This window comes from Roseimarinus sediminis, from assembly GCF_050433125.1.
Lineage (GTDB): Bacteria > Bacteroidota > Bacteroidia > Bacteroidales > Prolixibacteraceae > Roseimarinus > Roseimarinus sediminis.
In genome coordinates, this window is the sequence record NZ_JBNPXV010000003.1 from 359,979 (window position 1) to 376,849 (window position 16,871).

Here is a 16,871-nt window from a genome sequence, read left to right on the forward strand (position 1 = left end):
CGTTTTCAAAAAAAACCTTATCAGCTACCTGATAAGGAATGAGAATTTGTCGACATTTTTCAGTGCAATTCCGGTTCCACGAGCCACAGCCCTTAACGGGTCGTCGGCAATGTGAAATGGAATATTGATTTTATCGGCCAGGCGTTTGTCCAGCCCTTTAAGCAATGCTCCGCCACCTGCAAGATAGATTCCGCGGTTAACAATGTCGGCATACAATTCTGGTGGAGTCTGCTCAAGCGCACTCAATACGGCGGTTTCAATTTTCGAAATCGATTTGTCCAGACAATGAGCGATTTCCTGATACGATACAGGAACCTCAACCGGCAGGGCAGTCATCTGGTTGGGGCCTTTTACAATGTAATCGGCTGGTGGATCGTCGAGCTCCGACAAAGCAGCTCCAACGTTCAGTTTAATTTCTTCTGCAGTACGTTCACCCACCTTAATATTGTGCTGATGACGCATGTACTCCATAATGTCGGCAGTGAGATCATCGCCTGCAATCCGGATCGATTTGTTGGTAACAATTCCGCCAAGCGAAATCACGGCAATTTCTGTGGTTCCGCCGCCGATATCAACAATCATATTTCCTTCGGGTGCTTCTACATCGATGCCAATCCCGATGGCTGCTGCCATGGGTTCATAAATAAGGTAGACCTCCCGTGCACCTGCATGTTCAGCCGAATCGCGAACAGCCCTTAACTCCACCTCGGTACTTCCCGATGGGATACATACCACCATTTTAAGCGCCGGGGGAAAGAGCCTGTTCGAAGGATTGATCATTTTGATCATTCCCCTGATCATTTGTTCGGCCGCATTAAAGTCGGCGATCACACCATCGCGCAAAGGACGAATGGTCTTCAGGTTGGCGTGGGTTTTCCCCTGCATTTGACGTGCCTTTTCGCCAATGGCGACCATCTTGTCGGTTTTCAGATCGATGGTAACAATCGATGGTTCATCCACAACAATTTTGTCGTTGTGAATGATTATGGTGTTGGCAGTTCCTAAATCGACTGCCACTTCCTGTGTTAAAAATGAAAATAAACCCATACTAGTTTTTAGTGTTTAAAGTGGCGGGTACCGGTAAATACCATGGCCATGTTATGGTCATTACAATAGTCGATGGAATCCTGGTCCCTGATCGATCCGCCTGGTTGAATTACACTTTCCACTCCAACTCCATGTGCAATTTCAACACAATCGGCAAAAGGGAAAAATGCATCCGACGACATCACGGCACCTTTGAGGTCAAAGCCAAAACTTTCCGCTTTTTCAATCGCATGTTTCAGGGCATCAACCCTTGAGGTTTCACCAACCCCACTGGCCAGTAGTTGCTTGTTTTTGGCCAATACGATGGTATTCGACTTTGATTGTTTTACCAATTTATTGGCAAAGAGCAGGTCTTCGGTCTGATCAGCATCGGGTTGAAGTGTCGTCACCGGTTTTAACTCTTCGGCAGCTTCCTGCTTCAGGTCACGATCCTGATAAAGTATCCCGTTAAGCACGCTACGGAATTGTGCTTGTGGTAAATGAATGTTTTTCCGTACCAGGATGATGCGGTTTTTCTTCGATTTTAAGATTTCAAGTGCGGCTTCATCGTAAGCCGGGGCAATCACCACTTCGAAAAACAGCTTACTGATTTCGGCAGCTGTTGCAGCATCGATTGTTTTATTGGTGATCAGAATGCCACCAAAGGCTGAGACGGGATCACCGGCCAGGGCATCTTTCCAGGCATCAATCAAATTTTCGCGCGAGGCACAACCACAGGCATTGTTGTGTTTCAGAATGGCAAAAGTAGTTTCATCAAATTCATCGATCAGGCTGATGGCTGCATCAATGTCGAGGAGATTATTGTACGAAATTTCTTTTCCATGCAGTTTATCAAACAACTCATCAAACTTGCCAAAAAACACACCGCGTTGATGCGGATTCTCGCCATAACGCAATACGGTGCTGTTGTTATAGCTTGCTCTGAAAAGGTCGTCGTTTCCTTTGTTGAAATAATTGAAGATGGCACTGTCGTAATGCGACGAAGTAGCAAATGCATGACGTGCAAACTCCTCACGGTCGGCAAGCGTTGTCGCTCCTTCCTTTTCATCAAGCAAGGTCAGTAAACGATCGTACTGGGCGCTTGAGGGAACAATTACAACATCCTTATAGTTTTTGGCAGCGGCTCTAATGAGCGCGATACCGCCTATGTCGATTTTTTCGATGATGTCGGCATGAGCCGCACCCGATGAAAGGGTTTCTTCAAAAGGATAAAGATCAACAATTACGAGATCTATTTCGGGGATTTCATATTCGTTCAGCTGGTCAATATCACCCGTATTTTCACGTCGGGCCAGTATGCCTCCAAACACTTTCGGGTGTAAGGTTTTTACACGTCCGCCAAGAATGGAGGGGTAAGTGGTCAGCGATTCAACCGCAGTTACCTCGGCACCCAAATCTTCAATAAATGTTTTGGTTCCACCGGTAGAATAGAGCTTAACGCCCAAATGTTTCAGTTTCTCAACAATTTCATTCATACGGTCTTTGTGGTAGACCGAAATTAATGCCGACTTAATTTTTTTCAACTCACTCATTTACAATTCTATTTACTACTATGAATATTTTCTAATTTCTTCAAACACAGATTGATCAGGCTTTAGGGGAAATATTGCCTGAAAATACCAATGATTTTGGAAGTTTCAAAAATGTAAGGACAAAAAATAAAAGAAATAAACATCCTGTGTTAAAATACTATCAATCAGGAAGCAAAAGACAAAGCACCTTTCCTTAGTGACTAAAACAGAAAGGTGCCAATCAGCATGTATACAAGTAAACCAAGAATGTCGTTCATGGTGGTAATAAAAGGCCCGGTTGCCAGGGCAGGATCAATCTTCATTCGGTTGAGAAAAAGTGGAATGAAAGTGCCAATCAGCGAAGCAAAAATCACCACAATGAAAAGTGAAAAGCTCACGGTATAAGCCAGCTCACTGGTCGATCCGCCAATTTTAAAAATCAGATTGAATATGAGTATGAGGCCCGACAGCACCGCGGCAACAATCAAGGCGACGCCCAATTCCTTCAGCAGTTTACGGCTGATACTCTGAAAATCATTCACACCACTTGCCAGACCCTGAACCACAATCGACGATGACTGTACTCCAACATTACCAGCCATTGCACCAATCAGAGGAATAAAGAAAACCATGTTGGGAATACGCTCCAGGGCCATTTCATTACCCGAAATTACAAAAGCACCCATTATACCGCCCACCAAACCGATCAGCAGCCAGGGTAACCGTGCCCTTGTAATGTTGAAAACGCTGTCCGATGGCTCCACATCGCCTGTGATACCCGAAACCATCTGGTAGTCCTTCTCGGCTTCTTCACGAATAATGTCGACCACGTCGTCGATGGTAATGCGTCCCTTCAGGGTGCCAACCTCGTCAATTACGGGAAGGGCAACAAGGTCGTATTTTTCCATCAACTGTGCTACTTCTTCGCGGTGCAGATCGGTGTAAACCGCGATCACGTCTTTCAGAAAAATGTTTGCAATGTTTGTTTGCGTGGGATACTGAATCAACTTTTTCAGCGACAATACCCCCTTGAGTTTATTCTTGTCATCTACAACATATACATAGTAAATTTCGTCGATGTCTTCGGCCTGTTTGCCAATCTCCTTCAGGCAGGTTTGTACACTCCAGTTTTCATTTACTGTAACGAGCTCGGCTGCCATAATACCCCCGGCCGAATCTTCGTCGTAGAGGAGCAATTCAGAAATTTCTCCGGCATGTTCCTGGTCGTCGATATAGGCAATAACTTCTTCTCGTTTCTTATCGGGCAATTCACCAATCACGTCGGCAGCATCATCACTGTCCATGAACTCGATGAATTGTCGGGCAATTACATCGGCTGGCAACTCCGACAGGAATCGTCTTCGATCGTCTTCGTGAATTTCAAGCAGTACATCTGAAGCACGGTCGCCCTTTAGCAAGAGGTAAACCGACTTGGCTTCTTCCATGCTCAGTTGCTCCATCACATCGGCAATATCGGCCGGATGGAGTTCATCGAGATGCTGAACAATGGCCTTCAGCTTACCTTCTTCGATTAAGTGCTTTAACTGATCAATGTATTCTTTGGTGAGTTCGAATTGCATTTTCTTTGTTTTAATGGTGCATAATTGCGTTGCTTAATGCTACAAAATCGGCTACTGACAGCTGTTCGGGGCGCTTTTCTAAAAACGGGTGTGAAAACCCATCATCCCCAATTAATGATTTCAGACTGTTGCGTAACATCTTTCTTCTTTGATTAAACGCTGTCTTCACGATTTGTTTAAAATATTTTTCATCACAGCCCAAATCAGCCACCTTGTTGCGGGTAAGCCTGATTACGGCCGACTTCACCTTAGGCGGAGGCTGAAAAACATTTTCATGCACCGTAAACAAATATTCAATATCGTAATATGCCTGTAAGAGCACACTCAGAATGCCATATACTTTTGAACCCGGAGGAGAAGCAAGTCTTTCGGCCACTTCTTTCTGAATCATCCCAACCACCTCGGGCACATCGTCTCTGAAGTCGATCAGTTTAAAGAAAATCTGGGATGAAATATTGTATGGGAAATTACCAATTACTGCAAATTTACCTTCAGAGAATAATTCTCCAAGGTCCATTTTCAAAAAATCGGCATAAATAATCTGAGATGAATGCTCGGGATATTGCTTCTTAAGATAATCGATCGATTCCCTGTCGATGTCGACGGCGAGTGTATGCCGCGAGGTATTTTCGAAAAGTAAATGAGTCAGGACTCCTGTTCCCGGTCCGATTTCCAGTACGTTGGAACAATCAGACTTCAGGCTTCCAACAATCTTACGGGCAATGTTCTTGTCGGTAAGAAAGTGCTGGCCCAGATTCTTCTTTGGCTTTACAACTGTCATAAGGGTCAGGGTCGCTCATCTCAAATTTATGTTTACTAATGTTCTTTATTGCTGATTAAAACAAAAGTGTAATTTTGTACAGTGCAAATTTAAGAAAGCATTGCTAAACGAAGTAGTTTTGAAGAAAAAGATTTTTAACATTCTGAAATATCTTGCATTCACAGCACTTGGGGTATTTCTGTTCTGGATGGTGTATCGCGATCAGGATTTCTCACAAATCTGGCATACACTTGTTAACGATGTCAATTACTTCTGGGTTATTATTTCATTGTTATTTGGCTTGTTGAGTCATGTGAGCCGTACGCTGCGATGGAAGATAGCCCTTGAACCTTTGGGGGAAAATCCCAAAACCATCAATGCCTTTATTACGGTAATGGTATCGTATTTCATGAACCTGTTGTTGCCACGCATGGGAGAATTTGTGCGCTGTGGCATGTTGTCGAAATATGAGAAAATTCCCTTTTCCAAACTTTTTGGTACTGTTGTAACCGAAAGAATCATCGACATGCTGATGCTGCTTTTGATGTTACTTCTTGTTATGGTACTCCAATTTGACAAAATTCTACACTTTGGCCGGCAAAACCCCCAGGTAATGGAAAATATCCAGGCGATCCTTCATTCTCCCATTTTGTGGATAGCTGTATTTGTTTTGATCGCTGCGCTGCTGGTCTATATTAAAATTAACAAGAAGCGAGGCGGTAAAAATAAACTGCTTACCTTCATCGAGGATTTTGCTGCAGGTATCAAATCGGTATTTTCGATGCGGCGTTACAAAGCATACATAGCACACACCTTTTTTATCTGGTTCATGTATTTCATGATGTTGTACATGATTTTTTTCAGTCTCGACTTTACCAGCAATCTGGGGCCTCTTGCTGCACTGCTTACCTTTGTAATGGCCAGTTTTGGAATGGTTGCCCCGGTGCAGGGCGGAATTGGAGCCTGGCATTTTATGGCCGAAAAGGCACTGGGACTTTATGGTATCGAAAGTGTGGACGGAAAGCTGTTTGCCCTGCTTGCTCATTCGAGCATGAACGTGATGATTTTGTTTTTGGGGGCTGTTTGTATTATACTCATACCCATAGTGAACCGCAATTATCATCCTAAAGTAAATCAACAACAATAACGGTCATCGATGCAGGAACAACATCTTTAAAAACCAACAGGAATTGAACACCGAACTATTTATAGCACGCAGAGTTTTTTCGAAAAACGGAAACCGAAAGGGGATTGCCAGTAAAATTGTATCGATCGCAGTAGGCAGTATTTCGGTTGGTCTGGCCGTTATGATTGTTTCGGTGGTCGTTTTGCTAGGTTTTAAAAAGGAAATCAGAGACAAGGTAATTGGTTTTGGAGCTCACTATCAGGTAGTAAACTACGATGCCAACTTTTCGTTCGAAACACGACCGGTCACCATCGATTCTGCATTGATAGCGCAGTTCAGAAAAATTGAAGAGGTAAAGGACATCCAGTTTTTTGCCACCAAACCCGGCATCATTAAAACCGATACCGAAATTCACGGCATGGTACTCAAGGGTGCCGGACTCAATTACAACTGGGACTTTTTCAGTAAAAACCTGGTGGATGGCAAACTTCCGCTAATTACCAAAGAGCAGCGCAGCAACGAGGTGCTGATTTCTGAAAATATGGCGAAGCTCCTTCAGCTTAAGACCGGCGATTATCTTTACAGTTATTTTTACAACGAAGGTCAGAACACCCCCCGAAACCGACGTTTCACCATCAGTGGAATTTACCGTACCAGTCTTAAAGAATTCGACGATCTTTTTGTTTTGGGCGATCTGCGTCAAATTCAGCAACTCAACGGATGGCACAGCAGCGAAATAAGCGGTTACGAGCTTTACATCTCCGACTTTGAACTGCTCGAACCTGTTTTCATGCAATTGCGCGAAATCACGATGAACAATGCCACTGAAAAGTCAATTTTAAGAGTTTACAGCATCGACCGGAAATACCCCATGCTTTTCGACTGGCTTTCGGTGCTCGATCTGAATGTTTGGGTTCTAATGGCACTTATGATTGCGGTGGCAGGAATCAATATGATTTCGGGGCTGCTCATCATCATCATCGAGCGCAGCCGAATGATAGGCATTCTTAAAGCGCTTGGTTATCCCAATTTCAGCGTTCGAAAAGTGTTTCTGTACCTGTCGGCCCTTTTGGCAGTTAAAGGCCTGTTTTGGGGCAATGTTATTGGAATCGGACTGGCTTTACTTCAATATACGACCAAGCTAATCCAACTCGACCCTGCTTCGTACTATCTCGATTTTGTACCCATTCACTTCAACATTCTTTACCTCATTTTACTTAATGCAGGAACTTTGTTGGCGGTGTTGGCCATGATACTTATCCCATCGATGCTCATCTCAAAGATTTCGCCCGTCGAAGCAATTGCCATTGAGTAGTGAACAAGCGAACAGTTTGCTCTGTTTAACAAAAACAATGAACGCAAATAACCCTATTTTCAATATTGAAGGACTTGTTGCCGCTTTAAACGGAGCCTTACCGGGAAGTGCAGCGCACGAAAGAATGCGCCCTGCCGGACGATCTCTTGACCTTCCGCCCTCGAAAGAAAACATCAAGACAAGTGCGGTGATGGCTTTGCTGTATCGGAAAGAAAACGAAATTTACATCTGCCTCACAAAGCGAAACAAAGCCTTGCGCCATCATCCGGGACAAATCAGCTTTCCCGGTGGCAGGGCAGAAGAAAACGAAATACAGCAACCACTAAAGACGGCACTGCGCGAAACGCACGAAGAAATTGGAATTGCCCCTGCCGAAATTGAGCTACTCGGTAGTTTATCCCCGCTGTATGTACCGGTGAGCAATTTTTTGATTCATCCTTATGTAGGTTATTGTGAGCATGAACCTGATTTTGTAGTCAATCATCAGGAAGTTGATCAGTTACTCACCATTCCCCTTCGTGAACTGCTCAATACACAAAACCAGATCAATCAAAAAGTGAATACATCGACAGGAAGCATCGATGTTCCTTGTTATCAAATCAATGGCCATATTGTTTGGGGAGCTACCTCCATGATTCTTGCAGAACTGGAAGCGATACTAAGGCAACATTATTCTCATCGGGCAATACATTCAGATAATGTCCATAGCGATCCAACACCTTAATTACATAATTATAGGGTTCTTCACCACGACAATACCCCCATTTCACCACAGGATCGCGATAAAAACCGGGTATTGATTTTTTGAGAATAAAAATATCAACATTGTCTTTCCAAACCGATGGATCTTTACCATACTTCATGGCCAGCTTACGGGCATCCATAACATGCCCGATACCTACATTGTACGAAGCCAGCACAAACTTGAGCCTTTCGTCCTTATCGCTTATTATGGGCTGAAATACTTCGTCGAGCCAGGTCAGGTATTCAAGGCCGGCCCTGATGTTTTCACGGGGATCAATAATGTCGTCAACATTGTACTGACTGGCCGTTTGTGGCATCAGCTGCATCAGCCCCATGGCTCCCACCCAGCTTTCGGCATACTGATTAAAACCCGACTCCTGCATAATGATGGCTGCAATCAGCCGCCAGTCCCATCCAAAAGCTGAGGAAATTTCCCTGATCAGGTCGTCGAATTCAGATACTTTTCCACCTGTAATTGAGTGGTACTCGCTCCGAACAATGCGTGAACTACGATTCCCCGAGAAATATTTATTGTAAATCTGACGATATTGGCTGGTTTTTTTAAAATCGATAATCCACTCATCGATGTAGGCCTTCCACTCGGGTGAGTTTTTCCGTACGGCCCACGACAATTTTTGATTGAAACTTACGGGAGTATTTACATCGATCCATGGATAATACTTTTGATTGACAAGTCCCACATTTTCGTCACACACCGTATATTCAATTTCTCCCGAGGCCACACGGGCAATGAGCTGTTCAACACCATAAATGGTGTCTTCGACAATATGAATGGGTTCACCAATTTCTTCAGAAAGGTGTTTCAGCCTTTGTACAAAAACTGTATTTTTTTGAACATGCACGGTTTTATTGGCAAGTTGAAGCTGTTCTCTGATCAGGCTTTCTTCAACTTCACTTTCCGACATGCCTTCGAAACCATCGGCTTTGCGTTGAACAAGCACCTGGCGGGTTAAAGCAAGTGGCTCGGTAAAATCGACAATGCGGTTTCGATCCTTTGTTACGGTAAGATTTTTGGCTACCAGATCGTATTCTGAACTGTTGAGTCCTTCGAAAGTTTCTTCCAGATTATTGCTTACAAATAGATGCAGGTCGACCCCCAGATCTTCGGCAAAGGCTTTGAGCAGCTCATACTGAAATCCCATCGGCTGCCCTTTGTATACAAAATAGTTGGTTGAATTGTAATCGACTACAACCTTAAGTTCATCCACTTCTTTGATACGCTTTAACTCACTTCCCTTTGCCTTTTGGGCAACTTTCAGTTTCTGAGCCTGATTTTTTTTGCCTCCGATTGAATGACAAGATGACAGGCCGGCAATGAGAATAAAGGTAATAATGATAAGTTTCTTCAAACTATAGTTTTTCGTTCGACAATTATTTTCATTAACTGAAAATACTAACAATAAAACGATTAAGTCACTAAATGGTTTTAACCGATTAGCAGAACATGCTGCAAATAACGACTAAAATATCGTAATTACAGCCAAAACCATGCCGGATGAAAGGATAATTAACCTAAGGGAAAAGTAAATTAGTCGTAAAAGGTCCATAAAAAGCCAAAACGAAGTGCCCTTTGCTCAATGGGATAGCCCGGTGTACTGAATGATTCGCCCATTTTGTACCAGCTATTGGCGTGCTCATATTTGACAAAAGCACTGGTTCGTTTCAACTTTGCGTTGGCATACAAATTAATAAGCGGATAAGCTCCTGTTTCGCGCTCGTTTTGCAAATAGAAAGTTGTTGTTGAGGGTTCAAAAGCATTGGCCATAAAGCGGGTGTGATAATATGCCTCGACTCCAAGCTGAATTTTCATCACTTTAAACAGGTAATGAGAATAATAAAGGCTGGAATAAAAGTTCCATTGAGGCAGGCGCAATACACTGCTGTTCGAAACACCCTGCCACACCATCTTATTAGACCATGCAAAGCGACCAAACAGCACCTCCTTGTTCAGCCAGAAAGCCGCTACCGAAAATTCACCTTCATACTGATCGGGTATGGCCATGGTGTTGTTGTAAAGGTAGTTGCTGATCAATGCATAGTTAAACCCCATGGATGCATGAATTCGCGGATAGTAAAAAGCCGAACGGATCAATACCTCATGTTGTTTCTTAAAATCATTGTCCCACTTGAAGTGATTACTGTACAGGTGTTCCTGGAAAATATTGGCCGAAAAATCACGGTACCCTCCGCTTACTGTTAGCAGCGTAGTATCTCCCCACATGTGAATGCTCTTTTCAGCCGAGCCCATCACACTCGCGTCGCCAATGTTTCGTCCCAAAAGAGCAAAACGGGCAGTCGCATCCCATTGAAACATATCATTTTTCCGACTGTAAATTTCACCGCCCAGATACAAATTTGAATATCGATAAGTGCGATTTCCTTCGGGCAACGGATGTGCTGCCCTTACCACCTCATTCTCGGCAAAAACCCTTTTTCCGAAAGTAAATTTCCGGTTTTCATTTTCAAACATCTTCAACTGCAGCAGGTGGGAGAATTTCGTAAAGCGCAACGAATCGATATGATTGCTGGTACTGAACCAGGTATTATCAAAATAGTTTACGTCAACAGTACTTTCGTTGTTGAAACGCTTATAATGATCAAATACTACACTATACTGGATGGCATAACGTGGAACAAACTCCGCGAGCAGTGAGTCATTCATTGTGGTATCCGGCAGCAGAAAGGGGATTTGCCCCATCAGATATTCATGTGAAGTGAAAATTGTAAATGACTTGTTATCGGATCTGAAAGGTTGAACAAGCCCAACTGCATAATCGGCCGGCTTAAGAGAAGGACGTATAATGGTATCGCGAATTCCTCCATTTAACACCAGATTATTGTTACGCTTTATAAAACTGATGTAACTATTGTAACGCTCGGCATTACGCGAAACAAATACGTTGAAATCGTTATGAATGGCCTCCTGATAGTTAAACTGACTCTTGTTTTTGATGGCATCGTAATGAAAACCAAAATTGGTAATCGAATCAATATTTCGGGTAAAAAAAGCTTCGAAAACCTGCTCGGCATTGCGCCCTCCCTGTTTACCCTGATCGTACATGAGACTGGCATACGGCGTAGTTGTATTGAAATAACGAGTTTCGGCCGCTTCCTTGTAATAGGCCTGCAGGTGTTTCATAAAGTAGAAATCACCACCATCCTCCCGCTGAAAAAAAAGATTCGACTCATAAGGGGCCCCCACATAGCCCAGGTAATTGTTTGAAATACTTTGTTGAAAAATGGGATGATGAATATGAAAGTTGATGGTCGAAGTATCAATCAATTCATAACTTTCATGTCCATAGTGATTCGTAAGCTTCCATACTGAGAGCCTTTGCTCGATTTCCGCGGCCTCTTCCAAAGTCACCGTCTCGCTGGTATCATTCTGTTGTGCAGACAATTGATCAAATCCCTGTCCGGATGCGAAAAGAACCAAAAGCGCCAGCAAGATGAAAAGTGTAATGCGTTTCAACATGTGCACAAAGATATAGAAAAGATTATGTTGCAAAACCCTCAGGACACTACCAATTGAGGCTTTGTGCATTTAAAACGAAAAACTTCTACGTTTTTTATCAAACAGGATGTTAATAAACTTTAATTTACTTGTAGCTGGTATTTACCAGCTGCCACCTGCACCACCGCCGCCAAAACTCCCGCCGCCAAAGCCGCCAAAGCTGCCAAAGCTGTTGCCACCTCCAAATGAGCCCGAGCCGCTTTGAAAATTACCAAAATGACCTGAATGGTTTCTACCTGCTCCACTGAACATTCCCAAGGCAAGCCAGAATGGCAGACTACTCCTGTTTCCGGCACTGTAATAACTGCGTCGGCGCCGTCCGAATAATATAGGGAAAACAAAGAAAATCAACACAAAAAGAAGGAAGGGATTGAAACCACCGCCACCTGCATTTTCAGCATATTGCTGATAAGTGTATTCACCTTTGGTGAGTTCAATCATTACACTGGTGGCACGGTCGATTCCCTGATACATTTGTCCTGCCTTAAAGCTCGGAATCATTTCGTTTTCGACAATCTGTTTGGCTGTAGCATCGGGGATCACTCCTTCGAGCCCATAACCCACTGCGACAAACACTTCGCCATCGGAATCACTGCTTTTATCTTTGAGCAATATTAGCATGCCATTGTCAAATTGCTGATCGCCAATGCCCCATGCTTCCCCCAGCATGAAGGCATAATCGGAGGCCGGATAAGCTCCTAAGTCATTAAGTGTAACCACAGCAATCTGGGTCGATGTCGACGCAAAAAAATCGACCAGCTTGCGCTCAAGCTGCTGTTCTTCGGCCGGCGACAGCAGGTTGGCAAAGTCGGTCACCAGTGTAGGTGGTTCAGGACGTTTGGGCAGTTCCTGTGCCATTAGTGCTACTGAGGAAAGAAGTAAAAAAGCAATCGTGAATAATTGTTTCATTGAATGTCTATTTTCCGTATGAAATATCATTGGCTAATTCGTTAACATCGTCCTTTTGATAAGGAAAATGATTCTTAAGCTGCAATCCGGCCTGAATGATTCCAACACTCAAACCTTCGGCAATTTTACCTTCTTTTAGAAAGCCCAACACCAGGGCATTGGTTTCGTTCCAGAAGTTTTCATCCACTTTGGCATTGATGCCAACATCGCCCAATACGGCAAATTTGTGATCTTCGATCGACAAATAAAATAGTACACCGTTGCGAAGTTCTGTTTTATGCATGCCAAGCTGTTCAAACCAGTAAGCAGCCCTGTCGAGCTCATTTTCGCCGCATTTCTTTTCAACATGCAACCTGATCTCACCCGAAGTATTTAATTCGGCTGTCTCGATTGATTTTTTGATTTTTTCTTTTTCCTCTTCGCTAAAAAAGGCTGAAGGTATTGTCATTTCTTTTTATTTATGGGTTAAAGCCAGTTCAATATAAATGAACCGGCGGGAAAATTATCTTGAAATAAATCAATGCTAAAATTGTACTTCGGGTGCTTTGTCGGCACCCTGTGCTGCCTCAAAATAGGCTTTCTTTTCAAAGTTGAAGATATTGGCATAAACCGACTGTGGAAAGGTACGAATATAGGTATTGAAGCCCTGCGCACTTTCGTTGAATTTGCGTCGTTCAACAGCAATCCGGTTTTCTGTTCCTTCAAGCTGTGCCTGCAGGTCGCGGAAATTCTCGTTGGCTTTCAGGTCGGGGTAACGCTCCATTACGACCATCAAACGGCCCAAAGCTGATGAAAGTCCGTCCTGCGCCTGTTGAAAATTAGCCAGTGCATTGGCATCCAGCTTCGAAGGATCGATGGTAACCTGGGTCGCTTTCGAACGTGCATTAATAACACCCTCGAGGGTTTCGCGTTCATGCGAGGCATATCCCTTAACGGTATTCACAAGATTAGGAATCAGGTCGGCCCTGCGCTGGTATACATTTTCGACCTGCGACCACTGTGCTGTAACACCTTCTTCCATGCTCACCATTTTATTATAAGAATTTTTCACGCTGCTGTAAGTGAATAAAATCACCAGACCAATCACGACCAATACAATAATTGACTTCTTTTTCATCTGCTTAAGTGTTAAGTTATAAAAGACATCAAATGAGAACAACACCACTCTGTTCCAATGAACTCCGTTCCTCGCAATTTAGAAACTTCTGGTTTGTTTTCATTCAGATGCTCATTTCATATTTCTTTTTAAATGAATTTAATTTTCGGCTATAAAAGCCACAATGTAAAAATATATTGTTGCCAGTTAATACGACAATCGGGTAACGGTGGTATTTTACCGACAAACTGCATATTTGGCTTATGCACAAAAAGCAAACCAACAAGTACTGTGATGACAGCTTGTCATAAAAACAATTCATTAATTTAGCAGCATGAAGAACAAAGTACTGATATGTGCCGAGCTTTTAAAGTACCCCAACAGAGGGCTGGGACGGGTAAGTTTCGACTTTACCGAAGCGCTGAGCCAGAACAGTGCGCTCGATTTCTCCTATCTGCTTGCTGGCTCTTCACTGCCAAAGCACCTGTCGAATGCTCCAACCGTCAGGCTCAATACCTGGCGCAAATTCGATTCTTCGTACATGCAGCAATACGCTATTTGTCATGTGCTCCACCAGTTGCCAAAATTCTCATTCAGGAAAGCACGTAAAACAGTTTTGACCATTCATGATCTTAATTTTCTGTACACCAAGAATAAAAAGAAGCAGCAGAAATATCACAAAATGGTCCAATCGGCAGTTGATAAGGCCGATGCCATCGGTTTTATTTCACATTTCACCCGCGAAGAATGTTTCAGGCATCTCAGCATTCCAGCGTCAAAAATTACGCAGGTAATATACAATGGGGTAAATGCACTGGCCGATCCGTCCCCCCGACCTGACTGGTGCCCCGAAAGTCCGTTTCTGTTCACCATTGGTCAGTTTCTGAACAAAAAGAATTTTCATGTATTGCTTCCCTTCATGAGGAAATTACCAGAAAATATTAGTCTGATAATAGCAGGAGAAAACAATACTTCCTATGGTGCTTATCTCAAAAAGGAAATTTTGACAAGGGGCTTAAGAAACAGAGTGATTCTTCCCGGGCCGGTGAGCGAAGCTGAAAAAAGCTACCTATATCATAACTGTAAAGCCTTTGTTTTTCCATCGATTGCTGAAGGATTCGGACTACCTGTGATAGAAGCCATGAAATGTGGCAAAGCTGTATTTTGTTCCGATAAAACCAGTTTAAAGGAAATTGGTGGCCGTCATGCTTTTTTCTGGACAAACTTCGATGCCGGACACATGCTTAAGGTATATGAAGAAGGAACAGAAAAATTTGAAAACAGCACTACCGCCATCGGTGAACAAACGGCTTATGCGAATTCGTTTACCTGGAAAACAAACGTCGACAGCTACATTCAGCTTTATCAGCATTTACTAGAATTATGAGCCAGGTCGTTCATGCTCATCAACCGGACTATGCCAAAGTATCAGGGAATAGAAAAAGGTAAAGAAGGACAAACCGGAATGCAGTTCCAAAAGGTTATCGCCAAGACTAACTGTTGCAACGATGGTAATAAAAACAGCCATCAGCGTATTTTTCCACTTTCGTTCCATAAATAATGGAAAGAGAAGGAGGGCAAACAAAATCACAGCTCCAATAATTCCAAACTTGATAGTATAACTCAGGTATTGGTTGTGTGCTTCGATTCTAAGCTCGGGTTTTAGAACCGAATCCATTTCATCGAAGGCCTTTGCATACTCAATCCGCCAGTTCCCCACTCCAATTCCCAGCGGATTTTCTTTAATAATCAGCCAGGCCGCCTTCATGTATTCGATGCGCTGCGAAAGCGATTTGTCGTTGGGATCGCCCGAGTTGAAATAGATATCAAGTTCCCAAATGGTTTGATAGATGCGGGGATAAAATGAATATTTCATATCCACAAAGATGTGATTGGCCACTCCGTTCATGATGTTCTCATAATCCTCGTTGCTAAGAGCGGCAATGCCGGAGGCATCTTTTTTCAGCCCCATACTGGTCATGTAGCGGATGAGAATATCGTAAACAGGTGCTCCATTTATAGTGGTTTCGTCGATACTTGTTTTAAAACGTTCGTTCCAGGCTTCTTTTAATTCGCGCTCACTAATGTACCAATATACATAGTTTCCATTTTCCTTTGTTTTATTGTTTAAATCGAAAGAATATGGATTTCCCAATTCCGTATTCAACTCCAGCTCGGGTGTTTTTTCCTTTATATCATAGAATTGATAGGTAGCAGTGCTTAAGTACAGAATAGGAATCAGTACGGCAATGGTCATCGTAAGTCGCAAGAGGTTTTTGGTACGCCTGTTTTTGATCCTGTAAATGTGAATTAGAAGGAACATAAAAACGCCTGAGAACAGGGCTATAATACCCAATAAAGACTTCTGAACAGATAGGAATAAAATCATCCAGATAACCCAAACAATTACAGAATAAATATTCAGCTTTTTAATAAAGCCCTCGCCCGATTTGTAGCCAATCACGAGAATGAATGCAGAGAAAACAGTATAAATTGAAAGGGAAGAATGCCGAACCAGTGACGCGGCTCTGAAATTTACCAGCGAATAACTCTTTATGAAATAATTAACCGTGGTAGTAAAGGTGGCCAAGGTAATTATAATCGCGAAAATAAAAAGCAAATTCCAGTAGTTTGCAGGTTTTAGTTTTGGGCTTAAAGCAATCCCGGCCGGTATTAAAATCCAGAACAAGTTTCGGTTTATTTCGTAAATTGCCAACGACTTATCATCCGTTCCAATCGAAGCTAACAGGTAAAAAGCAAAAATAGCAAGCAGCATCCACAGTGATTTTTTAGCTGCCAAACTTGTTTTTATGCTATGAAAATCAGCGTTGAAAAAAATGTGCAGAAACACCAATCCTGACCCTATACTAATTAAGGCCTCCGAAAATCCAAAACCGATAAATAAAACGATCGATACCCCTACAAGCAAGTAGCTGATTCGAGAACTATTCTGCTTAAAAAACATCTGCGCTTATCTCTTCAATCAATTAATCTCCCTAATGCAATTTCAATATGGGTGTCAAAATTACAACTAAATATGCTTCAAGCAATAAACGAAGTACTTTTCTGCTGAAATAACTTTACAGGAATAAGAAAGCACCCAAAGACGGATAAGAAAGCACGCAAAGGCGCGGAGGCGCAAAGGAATGTGGGAAGCGATGGAAAGTGATGGAAAGCGATGGAAAGCGATGGAAAGCAATAGGAAGCAATTGAAAGCAATTGTACAAATGAGCGCGATGGCAACAGGC

At 42.9% G+C, this 16,871-nt stretch carries 14 protein-coding genes; 4 read left to right on the forward strand and 10 right to left on the reverse strand.

Features of this window, described 5'->3' with window-relative positions; all coding sequences use genetic code 11:
- Positions 1-24 precede the first annotated feature (24 nt).
- The 4 genes from FHS86_RS06125 to rsmA form a co-directional block, all read right to left on the reverse strand.
- Positions 25-1,047: a rod shape-determining protein gene (locus FHS86_RS06125; protein ID WP_429412093.1), complete on the reverse strand. Its 1,023-nt coding sequence runs from the start codon at positions 1,045-1,047 to the stop codon at positions 25-27.
- Between the two features lie 8 nt (positions 1,048-1,055).
- Positions 1,056-2,579, reverse strand: coding sequence for a bifunctional phosphoribosylaminoimidazolecarboxamide formyltransferase/IMP cyclohydrolase (gene purH / locus FHS86_RS06130; protein ID WP_429412094.1), 1,524 nt, complete (start codon positions 2,577-2,579; stop codon positions 1,056-1,058).
- Positions 2,580-2,779: 200 nt separating this feature from the next.
- On the reverse strand, positions 2,780-4,138 hold the full coding sequence (gene mgtE / locus FHS86_RS06135) for a magnesium transporter (RefSeq protein WP_429412095.1): 1,359 nt from the start codon (positions 4,136-4,138) through the stop codon (positions 2,780-2,782).
- Between the two features lie 10 nt (positions 4,139-4,148).
- Positions 4,149-4,919 carry a 16S rRNA (adenine(1518)-N(6)/adenine(1519)-N(6))-dimethyltransferase RsmA gene (rsmA, locus tag FHS86_RS06140; RefSeq protein ID WP_429412096.1) on the reverse strand — a complete coding sequence of 257 codons (771 nt, stop codon included), beginning with the start codon at positions 4,917-4,919 and terminating at the stop codon, positions 4,149-4,151.
- A 118-nt stretch (positions 4,920-5,037) separates the two neighbouring features.
- Between rsmA and FHS86_RS06145 the strand changes: the two genes are divergently transcribed.
- From FHS86_RS06145 to FHS86_RS06155, 3 genes are read left to right on the forward strand one after another with little or no spacing between them, the layout of a single operon-like run.
- Positions 5,038-6,045, forward strand: a complete 1,008-nt coding sequence (locus FHS86_RS06145; RefSeq protein ID WP_429412097.1) for a lysylphosphatidylglycerol synthase transmembrane domain-containing protein — start codon at positions 5,038-5,040, stop codon at positions 6,043-6,045.
- 43 nt (positions 6,046-6,088) lie between these two features.
- Positions 6,089-7,339 carry an ABC transporter permease gene (locus FHS86_RS06150; protein WP_429412098.1) on the forward strand — a complete coding sequence of 417 codons (1,251 nt, stop codon included), beginning with the start codon at positions 6,089-6,091 and terminating at the stop codon, positions 7,337-7,339.
- Positions 7,340-7,376: 37 nt separating this feature from the next.
- Positions 7,377-8,063: an NUDIX hydrolase gene (locus FHS86_RS06155; RefSeq protein ID WP_429412099.1), complete on the forward strand. Its 687-nt coding sequence runs from the start codon at positions 7,377-7,379 to the stop codon at positions 8,061-8,063.
- Here the strand turns inward: FHS86_RS06155 and FHS86_RS06160 are convergent.
- The 5 genes from FHS86_RS06160 to FHS86_RS06180 form a co-directional block, all read right to left on the reverse strand.
- Complete coding sequence (locus FHS86_RS06160; RefSeq protein WP_429412100.1) at positions 7,963-9,453, reverse strand: MltF family protein; 1,491 nt, start codon at positions 9,451-9,453, stop codon at positions 7,963-7,965. The genes FHS86_RS06155 and FHS86_RS06160 overlap by 101 nt on opposite strands.
- Before the next feature lie 179 nt (positions 9,454-9,632).
- Positions 9,633-11,579 (reverse strand): putative porin, encoded by a 1,947-nt coding sequence (locus FHS86_RS06165; protein ID WP_429412101.1) that lies wholly within the window; start codon positions 11,577-11,579, stop codon positions 9,633-9,635.
- 141 nt (positions 11,580-11,720) lie between these two features.
- Positions 11,721-12,527, reverse strand: coding sequence for a TPM domain-containing protein (locus tag FHS86_RS06170; protein WP_429412102.1), 807 nt, complete (start codon positions 12,525-12,527; stop codon positions 11,721-11,723).
- Positions 12,528-12,534: 7 nt separating this feature from the next.
- Positions 12,535-12,975 (reverse strand): TPM domain-containing protein, encoded by a 441-nt coding sequence (locus tag FHS86_RS06175; protein WP_429412103.1) that lies wholly within the window; start codon positions 12,973-12,975, stop codon positions 12,535-12,537.
- Positions 12,976-13,050: 75 nt separating this feature from the next.
- Complete coding sequence (locus FHS86_RS06180) at positions 13,051-13,644, reverse strand: LemA family protein (RefSeq protein ID WP_429412104.1); 594 nt, start codon at positions 13,642-13,644, stop codon at positions 13,051-13,053.
- A 313-nt stretch (positions 13,645-13,957) separates the two neighbouring features.
- Between FHS86_RS06180 and FHS86_RS06185 the strand changes: the two genes are divergently transcribed.
- Positions 13,958-15,010 carry a glycosyltransferase family 4 protein gene (locus FHS86_RS06185; protein ID WP_429412105.1) on the forward strand — a complete coding sequence of 351 codons (1,053 nt, stop codon included), beginning with the start codon at positions 13,958-13,960 and terminating at the stop codon, positions 15,008-15,010.
- Here FHS86_RS06185 and FHS86_RS06190 read toward each other — a convergent pair.
- On the reverse strand, positions 15,005-16,399 hold the full coding sequence (locus tag FHS86_RS06190) for an O-antigen ligase family protein (RefSeq protein WP_429412106.1): 1,395 nt from the start codon (positions 16,397-16,399) through the stop codon (positions 15,005-15,007). The two genes, FHS86_RS06185 and FHS86_RS06190, sit on opposite strands and share 6 nt — an antisense overlap.
- Positions 16,400-16,871: the final 472 nt, after the last annotated feature.

What these genes read in the sequence shown, in the direction of transcription:
- FHS86_RS06185 (WP_429412105.1), top strand. Translation starts at nt 13,958, where the DNA reads ATGAAGAACAAAGTACTGATATGTGCCGAGCTTTTAAAGTACCCCAAC.
- purH (WP_429412094.1), bottom strand. Translation starts at nt 2,579, where the DNA reads ATGAGTGAGTTGAAAAAAATTAAGTCGGCATTAATTTCGGTCTACCAC.
- FHS86_RS06180 (WP_429412104.1), bottom strand. Translation starts at nt 13,644, where the DNA reads ATGAAAAAGAAGTCAATTATTGTATTGGTCGTGATTGGTCTGGTGATT.
- FHS86_RS06170 (WP_429412102.1), bottom strand. Translation starts at nt 12,527, where the DNA reads ATGAAACAATTATTCACGATTGCTTTTTTACTTCTTTCCTCAGTAGCA.
- FHS86_RS06175 (WP_429412103.1), bottom strand. Translation starts at nt 12,975, where the DNA reads ATGACAATACCTTCAGCCTTTTTTAGCGAAGAGGAAAAAGAAAAAATC.
- mgtE (WP_429412095.1), bottom strand. Translation starts at nt 4,138, where the DNA reads ATGCAATTCGAACTCACCAAAGAATACATTGATCAGTTAAAGCACTTA.
- rsmA (WP_429412096.1), bottom strand. Translation starts at nt 4,919, where the DNA reads ATGACAGTTGTAAAGCCAAAGAAGAATCTGGGCCAGCACTTTCTTACC.
- FHS86_RS06190 (WP_429412106.1), bottom strand. Translation starts at nt 16,399, where the DNA reads ATGCTGCTTGCTATTTTTGCTTTTTACCTGTTAGCTTCGATTGGAACG.
- FHS86_RS06155 (WP_429412099.1), top strand. Translation starts at nt 7,377, where the DNA reads ATGAACGCAAATAACCCTATTTTCAATATTGAAGGACTTGTTGCCGCT.
- FHS86_RS06165 (WP_429412101.1), bottom strand. Translation starts at nt 11,579, where the DNA reads ATGTTGAAACGCATTACACTTTTCATCTTGCTGGCGCTTTTGGTTCTT.
- FHS86_RS06125 (WP_429412093.1), bottom strand. Translation starts at nt 1,047, where the DNA reads ATGGGTTTATTTTCATTTTTAACACAGGAAGTGGCAGTCGATTTAGGA.